At 34.5% G+C, this 14,581-nt stretch carries 19 protein-coding genes; 11 read left to right on the forward strand and 8 right to left on the reverse strand.

Annotated features, from left to right (window positions below; genetic code table 11):
- Positions 1-196: 196 nt before the first annotated feature.
- The 3 genes from BAOM_RS09750 to BAOM_RS09755 all read right to left on the reverse strand — a co-directional run bounded on the left by BAOM_RS09750 (position 197) and on the right by BAOM_RS09755 (position 1,428).
- Positions 197-391, reverse strand: coding sequence for a hypothetical protein (locus BAOM_RS09750; RefSeq protein WP_127760110.1), 195 nt, complete (start codon positions 389-391; stop codon positions 197-199).
- 340 nt (positions 392-731) lie between these two features.
- Entirely contained in the window at positions 732-899 is a 168-nt protein-coding gene (locus tag BAOM_RS24330) for a hypothetical protein (protein ID WP_164853179.1), read from the reverse strand.
- 280 nt (positions 900-1,179) lie between these two features.
- The gene (locus tag BAOM_RS09755) at positions 1,180-1,428 is read right to left on the reverse strand and encodes a cation:proton antiporter domain-containing protein (protein ID WP_127760111.1); all 249 of its coding nucleotides are present in this window, start codon (positions 1,426-1,428) and stop codon (positions 1,180-1,182) included.
- 234 nt (positions 1,429-1,662) lie between these two features.
- On the opposite strand from BAOM_RS09755, the gene BAOM_RS09760 reads away from it, so the two are divergent.
- Positions 1,663-1,983 carry a hypothetical protein gene (locus BAOM_RS09760; protein WP_127760112.1) on the forward strand — a complete coding sequence of 107 codons (321 nt, stop codon included), beginning with the start codon at positions 1,663-1,665 and terminating at the stop codon, positions 1,981-1,983.
- 190 nt (positions 1,984-2,173) lie between these two features.
- On the opposite strand, the gene BAOM_RS09765 is transcribed toward BAOM_RS09760, so the two are convergent.
- The 4 genes from BAOM_RS09765 to BAOM_RS09780 form a co-directional block, all read right to left on the reverse strand.
- Positions 2,174-3,025 (reverse strand): TIGR03943 family putative permease subunit, encoded by an 852-nt coding sequence (locus BAOM_RS09765; RefSeq protein WP_127760113.1) that lies wholly within the window; start codon positions 3,023-3,025, stop codon positions 2,174-2,176.
- Between the two features lie 16 nt (positions 3,026-3,041).
- Positions 3,042-3,908, reverse strand: a complete 867-nt coding sequence (locus BAOM_RS09770; RefSeq protein WP_127760114.1) for a permease — start codon at positions 3,906-3,908, stop codon at positions 3,042-3,044.
- Between the two features lie 214 nt (positions 3,909-4,122).
- On the reverse strand, positions 4,123-5,052 hold the full coding sequence (locus BAOM_RS09775) for a TIGR03943 family putative permease subunit (RefSeq protein WP_127760115.1): 930 nt from the start codon (positions 5,050-5,052) through the stop codon (positions 4,123-4,125).
- Between the two features lie 10 nt (positions 5,053-5,062).
- Positions 5,063-6,064 (reverse strand): permease, encoded by a 1,002-nt coding sequence (locus tag BAOM_RS09780; RefSeq protein WP_127760116.1) that lies wholly within the window; start codon positions 6,062-6,064, stop codon positions 5,063-5,065.
- Between the two features lie 182 nt (positions 6,065-6,246).
- Between BAOM_RS09780 and BAOM_RS09785 the strand changes: the two genes are divergently transcribed.
- The 9 genes from BAOM_RS09785 (at position 6,247) to BAOM_RS09825 (ending at position 12,961) form a co-directional block, all read left to right on the forward strand.
- Complete coding sequence (locus BAOM_RS09785) at positions 6,247-7,206, forward strand: metal ABC transporter substrate-binding protein (protein ID WP_127760117.1); 960 nt, start codon at positions 6,247-6,249, stop codon at positions 7,204-7,206.
- A gap of 231 nt (positions 7,207-7,437) precedes the next feature.
- On the forward strand, positions 7,438-8,613 hold the full coding sequence (locus BAOM_RS09790; protein ID WP_127760118.1) for an NAD(P)-binding domain-containing protein: 1,176 nt from the start codon (positions 7,438-7,440) through the stop codon (positions 8,611-8,613).
- A 63-nt stretch (positions 8,614-8,676) separates the two neighbouring features.
- Positions 8,677-9,861: a GTP-binding protein gene (locus BAOM_RS09795; RefSeq protein ID WP_127760119.1), complete on the forward strand. Its 1,185-nt coding sequence runs from the start codon at positions 8,677-8,679 to the stop codon at positions 9,859-9,861.
- 27 nt (positions 9,862-9,888) lie between these two features.
- Positions 9,889-10,038, forward strand: coding sequence for a 50S ribosomal protein L33 (gene rpmG / locus BAOM_RS09800; RefSeq protein WP_127760120.1), 150 nt, complete (start codon positions 9,889-9,891; stop codon positions 10,036-10,038).
- 60 nt (positions 10,039-10,098) lie between these two features.
- A complete protein-coding gene (gene rpsN / locus BAOM_RS09805) occupies positions 10,099-10,368 on the forward strand; it encodes a 30S ribosomal protein S14 (RefSeq protein WP_127760121.1) in 270 nt (89 codons plus the stop codon).
- A gap of 134 nt (positions 10,369-10,502) precedes the next feature.
- A complete protein-coding gene (locus tag BAOM_RS09810) occupies positions 10,503-10,856 on the forward strand; it encodes a hypothetical protein (protein WP_127760122.1) in 354 nt (117 codons plus the stop codon).
- 59 nt (positions 10,857-10,915) lie between these two features.
- Positions 10,916-11,308 (forward strand): (2Fe-2S) ferredoxin domain-containing protein, encoded by a 393-nt coding sequence (locus tag BAOM_RS09815; RefSeq protein ID WP_127760123.1) that lies wholly within the window; start codon positions 10,916-10,918, stop codon positions 11,306-11,308.
- Positions 11,309-11,325: 17 nt separating this feature from the next.
- Positions 11,326-12,366: a CobW family GTP-binding protein gene (locus BAOM_RS09820; RefSeq protein WP_127760124.1), complete on the forward strand. Its 1,041-nt coding sequence runs from the start codon at positions 11,326-11,328 to the stop codon at positions 12,364-12,366.
- Positions 12,367-12,445: 79 nt separating this feature from the next.
- Complete coding sequence (locus tag BAOM_RS09825) at positions 12,446-12,961, forward strand: MogA/MoaB family molybdenum cofactor biosynthesis protein (RefSeq protein WP_127762523.1); 516 nt, start codon at positions 12,446-12,448, stop codon at positions 12,959-12,961.
- An 18-nt stretch (positions 12,962-12,979) separates the two neighbouring features.
- Here BAOM_RS09825 and BAOM_RS25475 read toward each other — a convergent pair whose 3' ends face one another.
- The gene (locus BAOM_RS25475) at positions 12,980-13,201 is read right to left on the reverse strand and encodes an ImmA/IrrE family metallo-endopeptidase (RefSeq protein WP_127762524.1); all 222 of its coding nucleotides are present in this window, start codon (positions 13,199-13,201) and stop codon (positions 12,980-12,982) included.
- A 394-nt stretch (positions 13,202-13,595) separates the two neighbouring features.
- Between BAOM_RS25475 and BAOM_RS09840 the strand changes: the two genes are divergently transcribed.
- On the forward strand, positions 13,596-14,306 hold the full coding sequence (locus BAOM_RS09840) for a tyrosine-type recombinase/integrase (protein WP_127760125.1): 711 nt from the start codon (positions 13,596-13,598) through the stop codon (positions 14,304-14,306).
- The last annotated feature ends 275 nt before the right edge of the window (positions 14,307-14,581 follow it).

Here is a 14,581-nt window from a genome sequence, read left to right on the forward strand (position 1 = left end):
GATCCTCCCGCCAATACAGATCATCGACTTTTACTTCTAAATAATCTAGCTAATTTAAAAAGATGTACTGCTGATTCTGTTGTTACAAAAGATGTCCCTACTAATACGAAGAAGCAGAATAGTTTAAGTAGACATAGAAACGAGATTTTTAATCTATTGTGAGATATGAGCAATGACACTTCCTGCGCTTATATTACTATTTTTCTTTCGATTCTAAAAAAGCATCGACGGATTCATCCAATAATCTTTCTCGATTCGGGTCTTCATTGACATCTGTATCTACTTCTATTGCTTGTTTAAGTATGCCGTATGTATCATCTTCTTTATTTAATCGATTAACTTGATTTTTATGTGGGACTGGATTATGGCGATTATTTTTTTGATTTGGCATATAATCTCCTTCTGTAACAGGTATTTTATAATTAGTATGAACAATTAATCCAAAATAAAATTCAATACTACGTTTAGATTGATTATTATTTCAGTTTCTTTCACGAACTGGGGCCTGTAATTGATTAATGAGGAGCTTTCTTATCTATTTTCACAACTTTCATTCTTTAACTATCGGGTGCTGAGCTTCAAATAAGTAGTAAGGATTTTTTTATTGTACTAAAAAGTTACGTTAGATTAATTAATGGGTTTGGAAGGAGAGAAATAAAGAAAAGAGTCACTTAAAAACATGCTCTTTCCTTTTTTATTTATCAAGGTTATTAGAATCAATCCCTTCTTTTTTATGGTGTCTCTAAATCTCCACGACCCAAATAGGTAGATTCCTTGTCGGCGAACTCCTTCTTATTGTCTTGTTTTTCTTGCGTTTTATCGACATTAGGAGATTCAATCTCAACCATTTGATTTGTTGGATATTGTGAAAACACTTCTTTGCTTTCTTCATTGTTCATGTGTAACACCTCCCCTTATATTGTGTCCAATCATGAGGTTTTTTATGAAAAGGGTAATTATAGGAATGGTTACATACTGTTATAGAGGCAGCTTTTTTTGTTTCACTAACAAAGCAGTTTAGTTGAAGAGGGTTGTTTAATTTTGTACAACAAACGGGCCATTTAATGGAATAACACTTTAAAGAAAACTTGCTTTACGGGACAAGTCTATCCACAATCAAGTGAAATTCATTCATCAACTATTTGGAATGTCTGCATAAGAACAGATTCCATTAGGAGTCTATATACCTCTTTCAAATAAATGCAATCTTTGCACCAGAACCATAATAAATTGATATGACACCGAATTATGGGGAACTGTGATTAAATTTAAAAAGGAAGGACCAATCACAATTCCTACAATCATAAACAATGCTACATCTGGAATTTTAATACGTTCTGCTAATTTCATCGTTAATAGCCCTAAGAGAAAGACCATGGTAATCATATATAATTCGTGTTGAACGATATCCATGACAGTGGCTTCCATAAATTAATTCTCCTTTCAATTCTATAAGGTTAGAATGTTCTTGTCGTATTGAAGATATTTAAAATAAATCTTACTAATTTGTTAAATCGGCCATTAATGATTGAGGAAGAAGTGCTCATCCACAAATCGCTTAAATAAAATTGTTAATGTATTCTATAATTTCTAAAAACTGTATATCTTATTACTAATAAGGGGAGGGAAGATAAATAAATTTTTAAAGGATGGGTATTAATTATGAAAACCCAAGAAAAGCTGTTAATCTTGCTTAATGTAATCCTAATAATTATGGCTGTGTCATATTTGGAGACAAAAACTAATTTGGCCACTTCAGAAAACGTTCCTTTAAATGTTCCCGTTGATGGACAAGTTAAGACTTTAGTTAATGATGTAAATGGGAATATATACACTTTAGAAACTAAATTGGTAGGGCAAAAGAAAGAGAATGGATATCTAGTGGAGATATATAGGGAATATGAGATCTATAAAGATAATAATGGTAAAATCATTAAGAGTATTCCTACATCTCATTTTGAGTATCTACGTTACGCTGAGTGAGAAGAATACTTCAATACCATTAGAATAACATTTCCATCTTTTCTGAGTTCTGTTTGTACAATACTCCTAGAATGTTCATCTAATATTGCTGTTGTTAGGTCATTCATGAGAAGAAGATAAAAGTGAAAAAGGCAATACACTTTGATATGTAGTGTATTGCCTTTTTTATTTAGAAGATTTCATACTTTAATTAATTTTGAAATTGTTTATATACATATTCGTCACTTGGTTTTTGAATGGTTTCCCATGATTGTACCTTAACGATTGGAATGGTCTTTTTAAATGGCTGATAGTACAAGGAACTTACTTTGCCCTTGACACGAATCCACTCATCATTATGAAAATGAATATTTTGAGGAAAATCAACTAACAAGCCATATACACCAGAGTCAGCTACACAGTGAATAATACCGAAGCGAAAAAGAAATACTTGGTTCTTTTGCAGGTCATTATTATTAAAAGTAAAACCTTCAAGTTCAATTTCTTTATCCATGAAATTTCCAGGATAGTTGTAGATGAGCTCCATACTTTCTAAATAGTTCTTATCATTAATAGTTAGACTAGTTTTATCTCTATATTGGCTCATTAAGTGATTCATGATATCCGTATAATCTTCACTGCCATAATAATAGCTTGTATCAGGTGCAAGAATTTGATGAATGCTTGATGGATCATTGTCCTGAAGTATTGGAAAATTGAATCCTTTCGCTTCAATCATTGTTGAATTTAAGGTTGCTGCTGGAATTAATAACACAGCTACGATTGGAAAAATCAGCAGGGTAGAACTCCATAGCTTTTTATACCACTTGTCATCCTCGTGATGACAATCACAATTTATATGATCGTGATGATGACCCTCATTAATATTTTTCTCTTCTTTACAATACCGATACATTTGGTATATGGTTAGCCCCCATAATACAAAAATCGTTATAAATGAAATATAAGAATATTTCATATTAATATACTTAGTGATATTTCCTGTTGCATGTAAGTGCATAAAGATAAATGTAAAACTTAATAGAATCAGAATCTTGCCCATGAATCTACCTTCCCTTTCAAAGAAATAAAGCTCCTATGGATGTTAATACAATAGTATAAATGAATAAGAAAAACACAAATTTTTTCTTGAAAGTACCTGTCATCATCAGCAAGTTCTTAATATCAAAGATCGCCCCAAAAACAAGAAAGGCAACAATGGAGCCTGTTCCGAACGTGCTTCTAAATGACGAAGCGATGAAGGCATCAGCTGATGAACATATTGAAAGAATAAAAGCCAGTGCCATCATCAAAAGAATAGCGCTATATGTTCCATGTCCAATGGAAACTAATGTTGAAGTTTTAATATATGTTTGCATGGCAGAAGCAATTAACGCTCCCATGATTAAGTATTTTCCAACAGAAAAAAATTCATCTATTGTGTGTCTAATCATCCCATCTAATTTTGATGTAAAACCGATCTTATGAGTAACTTCAGGAATGAATGCCTGCTTTAATTGGCTGTCCTTAAATTGAAAGGATAATATGATACTAGAAATAAAGGAAACAAAAAAGGATAAACCGCAACGATACAAAACCATTCGCCAACTATTTCCAAAAGCGGCATAGGTGCTCATTACAACAATAGGATTTATGACGGGAGCTGTTTGCATAAAGCCGACTCCTGCATGGAGCGGAACGCCTTTCGCAATTAATCGTTTTGTTATTGGAATAATCCCACACTCACATGCAGGAAATAAGGCTCCTAATAAGGTTGTTACTAAAACAGACAAATACCGATTTTTCGGAATGATTTTGGCCAACATCTCTTCTGTAACAAATATTTGTATGATTCCAGATAATATAACTGCCAATAAAATAAATGGTAATGACTCAATAAGAATACTAATAAAAACTGTATTCATTTGTAAGAATGACTGACTCATCTAATGTTTTCATCTCCGACTACAAATTTTACTTTTTTTGATGTAAACAAAAACTCTTAATGTATGAAAATTTTTAAAAAATGAGTTTTTTATTCGCTTAAGTATAGTCACTTTTTGATTGAAAATAAAATATAAATAACTATCTCGATTACCAAAATTTTTATATTAGAGATGATTCTTATTACTTGATTCTGTCATTCCTGTTGTTGTGAAACTAGTTAATTTGAACACCGACATCATACACGTATGGATTTTCCGGTACAGGTATTTTTGAAAGTTTCTTTATTTTGATAATAGGGACGGTTAATCCATCATATTTTACTTGATCTATCTTACCAGTCACTTGTATCCATTGATCTTTTGGTAAATGTGCTACATTTCCTTTTGCCATAATGCCGTAGACAGAGGAATCAGCAACACAGCATACTATTGAAAATCGAGCGATGACAATTTCATCCTGAAAGAAATTTTGTTCTCTATAAACAAACCCTTTCGTTGTAATCGTTTTACCAATCATATTTGAAAGATCTTCACTTAGGATGTTGATGATAGGAACATAATACTCATCATTCATTTTAATATGGTTAGTTGCTTCCAATTGATTCTGCAGTGAGGAATATTCTTTTTCGGATAAAGGTTCTTGTTGAGCGGAAGAGGGATTACTGTTATCGGAAATGGACTTGGCTTGATTTGCATTTCTATCAGAAACTGTAATTGTATCAGTGCTATTTTGAGCAGCTCTGATTGTATTATTGTTTTGTGATGGGCTTACTAAAGTGATGGGTCTATTCATTGCCACAGAACTGTCAAGAACATTGTCCGAAAATAGGAATCCCGTTGTAATAGGAAGGATAAATAACCCATAAAGCATAATACTTTTAAAACTAGATGTAGGGTAGGTATGCTCTCCGTCGCAATGACATGAATAATGGTTTTTTTCAGAAGTACCTCGCAAGATTAATATAATACTTAAAATAAGTAAAACAATAAAGGAAAAATAGATGAAACGGACCATCTGTGGGGCAATGAAGAAAGCAATATGGTTTGTAACAAGTAATTTAAATACAAGAAGGGCTAATCCAATCAGTACAATCCCCCTTATTAAATGATGATACGAAACATTCCCCTGATTACTCCTTTTCATACGTAACCTCCTAATAAAGCCATTGATAAATAGCAATAGTTATATACACTATTACTGTGGTAATAGCCATCAATGAAAATACAAATTTCTTTTTAAAATAGGCAAATAACATTAATGTGTTTTTAATATCAAGCATGGGTCCAAATACTAGAAAAGCGAGAATACCTCCTGTTGTAAAGCTTGATCCAAACGAAGAAGCAACAAAGGCGTCAGCTTCAGAACAAACAGAAAGTACATAAGCAAAGCCCATCATAATAGCTGGTGAGAGTGTAGTGCTTGTCCCAATGGATAACAATAGATTTCGATCCAAAAACGTTTGAAAAAGGCTCGCACAAAAGGCTCCGATAAATAGGTATTTACCTGTATCAAATAATTCATCACTAGCATGATACATCGTTTCTAAAAACTTATTTCCATGGGTATGGTGATGCTTGTGATGGTGATGGTGATGATTTTTTTCTTTTAAAATAGTTTGCCCTTTGAATGTATGATATAAAATTAAACCAATGATGATAGCTGTAGTAAAACCAATGATCATTCTTGCATTTGCGATATAGGGTGTACTTTTAAAAGCAAAATACGTAGATGCATAAACGACAGGATTAAGAATAGGGGCACTAAGCATAAATACTACTCCAACATGAGCAGGCATTCCTTTCTTAATTAACCTTCGAACGACTGGAATAATCGCACATTCGCATATAGGAAAAATGATTCCTAATAGGGCGGCAGGAATAAGGGCTAAATAAGCATTTCGTGGTACTAATTTTTGAATCGTTTGTTCAGAGACAAAGGATTGAATGATAGCCGATACAAAAACACCCAACAAAATAAAAGGAATAGCTTCTAGAATAATACTTAGAAATATCGTATTGACATTAACAAAAGAATTGGGGATTGTAGTAAAAAACGAGAAGTTTTTCACTTGTTCAGAAAAGAAAAATAACAACAGAAATAGACAAAATAAAAGAAAAACTAGACTATCTTTCATGAATTTATACAAGTAAGGCACTTATTTTCCCTCCTTTTCATTCAATTCTAAAATAAGGATATGCGTCCTCACACAGAATTAATAACCAACAAAAAGATTGACATTTGCAAATAAATCTTTTATGATTCAATTCGTAATCATTTCGATTTGATGTATTTTTATTCATTATAAATCGTAATGATTCCAATTTGTTAGGGAGGAAGATGAAAAAAGTGAAAAGACTCTTATGTGCAATCATTGGTTGTTTCATTATTTTAAGTGGTTGCTCCAATGGAAAACAGGTGAGTAATGAAAAAGGAAAGGAAGATCCAGAAAAGCTACAAATTATCACTACTTTTTATCCTATGTATTACTTTACAAAACAAATTACCGGGAATTTGGCAAATGTTGAAATATTAATACCTAATGGTGTGGAACCACATGATTGGGAACCCACCTCAAAAGATATGATAAACATGCAAGAAGCAGATGTATTTATATATAATAGTCGTTACTTTGAAACATGGACGGAAAAAGTGCTAGATAGTATTGATTCATCCAATCTGAATGTAGTAGAGGCATCAAATGGGATTGGACTCATGGATTCAAACATTGAGGAAGAACAACATGATCATGATGAGGATAGTGAAGCTACGAAAGATCCTCACGTGTGGCTTTCTCCGGTTTTAGCTCAAAAAGAGGTTGACAATATTGCTGAGGTTTTAGAAAAGGCTGATCCTAAAAATAAAGAACAATATGAAAAAAATGCAGATGCCTTTAAAGCAGAGCTAACAGATTTAGACAAATTATACAAAGAAACAATCGATAAAGCACCACGAAAAGAGTTTGTTACACAACATGCTGCATTCGGATATCTAGCTAAACAGTATAGATTGACACAAATTCCTATAGGTGGACTTTCTCCTGATGTTGAACCAACACTGGCTAAATTAGCGGAATTAACAGACATGATGAAGGAAAAGAAAATTAAGGTAGTCTACTTTGAAGAGCTTACATCCCCAAAGGTAGCAAAAACGTTGGCTAATGAAACGGGCGCAAAAACAGAAGTGTTAAATCCATTAGAGGGATTAACAAAGGACGAACAAGAGCAAGGTTTAGACTATATTGGAGTTATGGAGAAAAATTTAGAAGCTTTAAAAGTGGCACTATATAACTCTAAATAAATAGCTAAGTATGTAAGACCGGCGAAGACTCATTAAGTAAATAAAAAGGAAAGTTATTCAAGCTGACATGAATCTTGAATGGCTTTCTTTTTCTCCCCCTAATGAGATGTGCTAAATTCGAATTATGAATCTAAATTTTTCTTTTTTTTTAAATAAGCTTGCATGATAGATCAGAACATAGTAATTTAAAATACAAATCGAAATAATTACGATTTAATATAGGAGGGTCTCATGTTTGATTGGATAATTATAGGTGGAGGCATTCAAGGGATGACGATGGCAACCTTTTTGCTTAAGGCAGGGAAAACAACAGTCGATCATCTAGCTATCGTAGATATGAATGACGAGCCACTAGCCCGATGGAAAAAATGTACAGAAGTCATTTCAATGCCCTATTTACGATCTCCATCCGTTCACCATCTGGATGTTAAACCGTTCAGTTTGCAAACCTATGTGAAAAAAAATGCTCTCCATTGGAATACTGCCTTTTACGGAAGATATAAACGCCCATCTTTGGCTGCTTTTAATGAACATTGTGAGCATCTTATTGAGGATTTATCTTTGAAGCAGGCTTGGATACAGGGGAAAGTAATAGCTGTTGCTAAAACAGAAACCGGATGGACTGTTCATTTGAGTAACGGTGGGGAACTGATTGGTCAAAAACTTGTTCTTGCTATGGGAATTGGGGAACAGCCTTACTGGCCGATATGGGCTGAGGAATTGAAACAAAATCATGAATCTTCTGTTTTTCATATTTTTGATGGGAAATTACCTGCGATTGAACAATTACAAGGACCAATCACCATTATTGGAGGCGGTATATCATCCGTTCATTTGGCGTTAAAGCTAAGTGGAAGTCATCCGAATGAGGTTACGTTATTAAAAAGACATCCATTTCGGGTTTACGATTTTGATAGTGACCCAGCTTGGTTAGGACCAAAAAACCAACTCTCTTTTCGTAAGTTGAAGAGCTTCCAAAAGAGGCGTGAGCAAATTATTCAGGCTAGGCATAAAGGATCGATTCCACCTGATTTACATATGAAACTGTTGAACCGGGTGAAGCAAGGAACATTATGTTTGTTAGATGGAGAAGTTGAACAGGCTGAATATCGAAATGGGAAAATAAATCTCCATGACAAGAATGGGAATTTAATTGAACAAACGGGAACGGTGTTATTAGCGACCGGTTTTAAGCCTTCACTTCCGGGAAAAGAATGGCTATCTCCAGTCATAGACACCTACCAATTGTGTTGTTCTGAATGTGGCTATCCCATCGTATCGAGGTCGTTACAATGGGGTCCTGATTTATATGTAATAGGAGCGCTAGCTGAGCTTGAAATTGGACCAATAGCCCGTAATATTTCTGGAGCGCGCTATGCAGCAGGCCGAATTGTTGATAGTTTATAAAAATATTTATTCTTTTAAGTTTTAAATCGTAATGATTTTGATTTGTGCATTAGGAGGGATAAAGTGGAAAGAGGAAAGATACCTGTTACCGTTTTAAGTGGTTATTTAGGTTCAGGGAAAACGACGTTATTAAATCATATTTTACAAAACCGAGACGAGAAAAAGATAGCTGTTATCGTCAATGATATGAGTGAAGTAAATATAGATGCTTCCCTTATTAAACAGGGGGGATTTTCACGTACAGAAGAAAAGTTAGTGGAATTACAAAATGGCTGCATTTGCTGCACGCTTCGGGAAGATTTAATTCTTGAAGTAGAGAAGCTTGCTACCAAGGGTGATATTGATTATATTGTCATCGAATCAACGGGAATTAGTGAGCCGATACCAGTTGCTCAAACATTTACATATGTAGATGAAAGCCTTGGCATCGATTTATCAAAATTTTGCCGCCTAGACACAATGGTAACTGTTATCGACGCAAATCGATTTTGGCAGGATTTTGCTTCAGGCGAAACGTTACTCGACCGAAAGCAGGCTGCAAATGATGATGATGAAAGAGAGGTAGCTGACCTCCTCATTGACCAAATAGAATTTGCCAATGTCCTTGTTTTGAATAAAACGGATTTAGTCGTAAAAGATCGGCTAGCTGAGTTAAAGGCTGTCCTTCAAGCATTAAATCCCGATGCAAATATCATTGAAACCGTTCATTCACAGCTTTCATTGGATCAAGTACTTGACACCCAGTTATTTGATTTTGAAACATCAAGCCAAAGTGCTGGATGGATGAAAGAACTGAATGAAGAACATGTTCCTGAAACAGAAGAGTACGGGATTGCATCATTTGTTTTTAGAAGGAAAAAGCCATTTCATCCAGGACGTCTTATGGACTGGATTGAAAATTGGCCAGTTGAAGTGGTCCGTGCTAAAGGATTTCTTTGGCTTGCAACACGAAACAATGTGGCTGCCTTGCTTTCTCAAGCTGGTCCGTCATTAACTTTAGAGAAAGCAGGGGAGTGGATTGCGGCTTATTCAGAAGAAGAACAGCAGCAAGTTCTCAAAGAAGAACCTGAGCTTTTAGAACGCTGGGATGCAATATATGGAGACAGAATGACTGAATTAGTTCTAATTGGGATTGGAATGGATCAAAAGCAAATCACTGATTCATTAGATAGCTGCCTACTAACGGATGATGAAATGAATCAAGATTGGGCCAATTTTTATGATCCACTGCCAGTTTTTCAAAACTAAGTTAATCACATTGAGGAGAAATTTATCATGAGAGTAAAAATTACGTTAGCATGTACAGAGACGGGAGACCGTAATTACATCACAACCAAAAATAAACGGAACAATCCAGATCGAATTGAATTTAAAAAATATTGCCCGCGATTAAAAAGAGTCACTTTGCATCGAGAAACAAAATAAATGAATATTTTTATGATTTAAATCGTAATCATTACAATTAATGCTAAGGAGGAAAGGAATATGGCTAAAAAATCAAAAGTGGCTAAAGCCATCAAACAACAAAAATTGGTTGAACAATATGCGGAAATTCGCAAAGAATTAAAGGAAAAAGGTGATTTTGCAGCGTTAAATAAATTACCTCGTGATTCTTCACCAACACGATTGCATAATAGGTGTGCGGTAACGGGCAGACCAAGAGGATATTTACGTAAATTCAACATGTCTCGTATCGTTTTTCGTGAGCTTGCACATAAAGGGCAACTACCAGGAGTGAAAAAAGCCAGTTGGTAAGCAGACGAAGGTTGACTCAAAAGCAGAGGGTTCAAACCCTTTGTGAGCGAGTCACGATTGTATGTTGAGGAAAATCTATTCAAATCAGAGAAAGTCAAACTTATACTACCATTCATATACTCGAGGTAAAGAAAATGAATGATAAATTAATGGAGTTTTTGTTAAGGGATGAGGTAAGCAAGCTTACTGATGAGAAAAGGAAAGTTTACCAATTCATTGTAAAAGAAGAAGATTTGTTGGCTGAAAAAGCAGAAACAGCTGATCAACTACTCCAATTATTAACGAAGCACCCTCCCTATCGACTTGCAGCTCGTCACTTCAATATGTCAGTCGAAGAGATTACTCGTTTCATGCAAGAAATTGAGGCAGAAATCAGTGAAAGAATGGAAGTAAGATATAAAAAGGTGAAATGGATTGACTATACGAAAAAAGTGAAACAATCTAATGCTAAGGATAGTAAGAAACATCTATATCTGTTCATTAATTAATCAATTATTATACCTGATAAATCGTAATTATTATGATTCACTGTGAAAGGATGATAAAAATGGCTACATGGAATCTAAGTAACACGAAGCATCATGTTCTTATTTGTAATGGCAGCAGCTGCAATCGAGAGGGAGCGGAGGAACTTACTCAAGCCATTCGCAAAGAAATCTCAGATCGAGAATTAGATGATACGATTCACACCACCCGTACTCGTTGTAATGGACGCTGCCATGATAAATGTGTGGTCATTGCTTATCCAAATGGAACCTGGTATAAGGATATGAAGCCCGAGGATTCTCCTTTATTAATTGATTCCCTTTTGAGTAATAAAGATTGTACAGGGAAAATAAGCCATACATTTAATGGTGAAGAATTTGAACGTTCAGAGGGGGCTGTAGCAGGCGTTCGTAAAAATAAAGCAAAAGTAAATAAAGTATCCAAAATACTATAAATGGAGGATTAAAATCCATGGTTATGATCAATCCAAATAAAATTCCTGTGACCATCCTAACTGGTTATTTGGGGGCTGGAAAAACAACGCTTTTAAATCGAATCTTGACAGAAAAGCATAATCAAAAAATCGCTGTTATTGTCAATGAATATGGTGAAGTTGGTATAGATAATCAATTGGTTGTAAACTCTGATGAAGAAATTTTGGAAATGAACAATGGTTGCATTTGTTGTACTGTTCGTGGGGATTTGATACGTATTTTGCGAACTCTTCTGTTTTCAATGAAAGAAGGGAAGGTGAAATTTGATCGGGTCCTAATTGAAACAACAGGGCTTGCAGATCCCGCACCTGTTGCTCAGACCTTTTTTATGGATGAACTACTATCTGAGACATTTGAAGTAGATAGTATTATTACTGTAGTAGATTGCAAGCATGTCACAAAGCATTTGGATTATCATGATGAAGCACAAGAGCAAATTGCCTTCGCTGATGTGATTATTTTAAATAAAACAGATTTAATATCTGAGGAAAATTTACAAGAGCTTGAAGGAAGAATCATACAGATGAATCCTACTGCTAAACGATTATATGGGCAAAATTGTAATGTAGAGCTTAAAGATATACTAGGGATCCATACATTTGATATAAACCATAAACTTGAAGTGGATCCACATTTTTTGGAGGATCATCATCACCATGAGCACGATGACAAGGTATCGTCCGTTGCTTTTCGGGAAAATAGACCCCTTAATCTTGAAAAAGTGAATCAGTGGATGAGTCAGCTTATTCAAGAAAAAGGAGAAGACTTATTACGATATAAGGGAATTCTTTATATTGAAGGGATAGAAAACCGCTTGGTATTTCAGGGTCTGCACATGCTCTTCTCAGGAAGACCCGATCGAAAATGGAAAGAGAATGAAACGAAGGTAAGTGAATTAGTGTTTATCGGTAAAGATTTAAATAAGAAAGAACTCGAACAGCAATTTAAAAATTGTATAGAAATTGAGGAGATTGGGGGATTGAAAAAGAGGAAACCGAAGTTCAAGGAATTTGATTAACTTCTCTGTTTAATTCAATGATTCAAATAAAATTGGGAGCTTGTCCATTCAAAATGATAGAAAGAAAAGAGAGAAGATGATGAGTACAGAGCAACATAAGAAAGAAGCACTTAAAAAGGTAAATTGCAAAGTGATTACAGTCAGTGATACACATACAAAAGAGACAGATAAAAGTGGGAGTTTGATGATAAAAATGTTAAAAGAAAGCTCCCATTCTATACATGATTATGAAATTGTGACCGATGATTATGAGGTAATCAAGGCAGCCATAAAAAAGGGATGTCTGGATAAAGAGATTGATGTTGTGTTACTAAATGGTGGAACAGGTATTGCAAGCCGTGATGTTACAGTGGAAGTGGTTCAAGAGTTATTGGAAAAAGAACTAACAGGATTCGGTGAGATTTTTCGTATGCTTAGTTATTTAGAGGATATTGGTTCTGCAGCAATTTTAAGCAGAGCGATTGCCGGTGTCGCTTATGGGACAGCCATTTTTTCTACGCCGGGGTCTAGTGGGGCGGTCAAACTAGCTATGGAAAAGCTCATTATTCCAGAAATAACCCATGTAGTAAGAGAAATACGAAAAGATCTTAATTAGAGGTAGAGGATTTTAAATTTAACTAATTATTTTCAGAGACATGAAAATCGGTAACCCCTCTAAATCTGTAGCTTGAGATGAAGCTCCATTTCTAAAATTGACCCTAAAGTTACGGTCAACATGGATAGCAGTTCCCTTGTGAAGAAGAAAATGGCCTAACTCATGTGCTATTGTAAAGCGTTGTCTCTGACGTGAATGATTTTTGTTAACACTGATACAAATTAAGGATTTTTCAGATATCTTTTCGAAGAATAATCGTCCTGTTCAACAACTAAACGAACATCAAGTGATCACTAACTAATTATGAGTTTTCTCACTTAGATCAATAATCTTATGCATCAGGAACAACTATACATACCGATACTGGCTACATAAGCCGTTAGTGAATATAGAAATTAATTTAAAAGTGAGAAGGAAGCCCTCAATCTGTGGATTGAGGGCTTTTCATAATAGCAATAGATAAGTAGTTCTACACATCAGATTATGAAGATTTTTACTATTTTCTTACTTGACTATTTCGAAAAATCCCCAAAAAAAGTGAACAAAAACACTCATTATTTTTTTATGGTCTAATAAACTCTAATATTTAATATTAATGTGCATTCATTTCTTCTGCAATTTCTTCTCCACTTAGATTAGAAAAATAATAAGTTGGCCAATTGATTTAATACAGTCAGGAGATCACTTAAAGCCTTCTAGTTTAGGACATAGGGTTCGTTGTGTTAAATCACTATTTAGATGGTCACATGAAGAGGGATATATTCTAAAAAATCCTGCTGCTAAATTGAAAGAGCCGAAATTAGGTAAAAGAATTCCTAAGTTTCTCACAGAATTAGAGATTGAACATCTAAGGGAAGCTTGCCAAACAACGATGGAAAATGCACTATTTGAGTTTATGTATTCAACCGGCTGCCGTATTGGTGAAGTTGTAAAGTTAAATCGCGAAGATATTGATTTTCAATCGAATTCAGTCATTGTACAAGGGAAAGGTGATAAAGAAAGGGAAGTTTACTTTAATACCCGCTGCTCCATTTGGTTAAAAAGATATTTAGATGAACAGGAGGATGAGGATTCTTGTTTGTTTATTACGGACAGAAGACCGAAAAGACGTATGAGCATCGATAATCTAAGATATATTATCAAACGCATATCAAACCGAGCTGGAATAAAAAAGAGTATACATCCCCATCAACTGCGCCATAGCTATGCAACGCATATGATTAATAACGGTGCGCCAATTGATGTCATCCAAAGTTTACTTGGGCATGAAAAGAGTGAGACTACAAAGATATATGCTCAGCTAAGCGGAAAACTAAGACAGGATTATTACAGTAAATACTTTTGAAATTAAAAAACTGTTAGTGATTTAAGACACCCATGTAAAAGTGCGTGTCTTTCTGTTATAGGGCCAGATTGTTGAACAAAACCTTTAAAGAAAATTGGATATCCATACTAAAATATAGATGAAAATGTGAAGGCTTGTACTTAAACTAAATGGCAGTTTAAGTAGAAAATGAGCTTTTAACATTTATTTTACATTCTAAAAAACCTTGAATGTTTGTTATTACCTAGTTTCCGAAAACTATCTACATAATTGCCAGAAGGTGTGCTAGAAAGTTA

Origin of the sequence: Peribacillus asahii, from assembly GCF_004006295.1 — a bacterium.
Classification (GTDB): Bacteria; Bacillota; Bacilli; order Bacillales; family DSM-1321; genus Peribacillus; species Peribacillus asahii_A.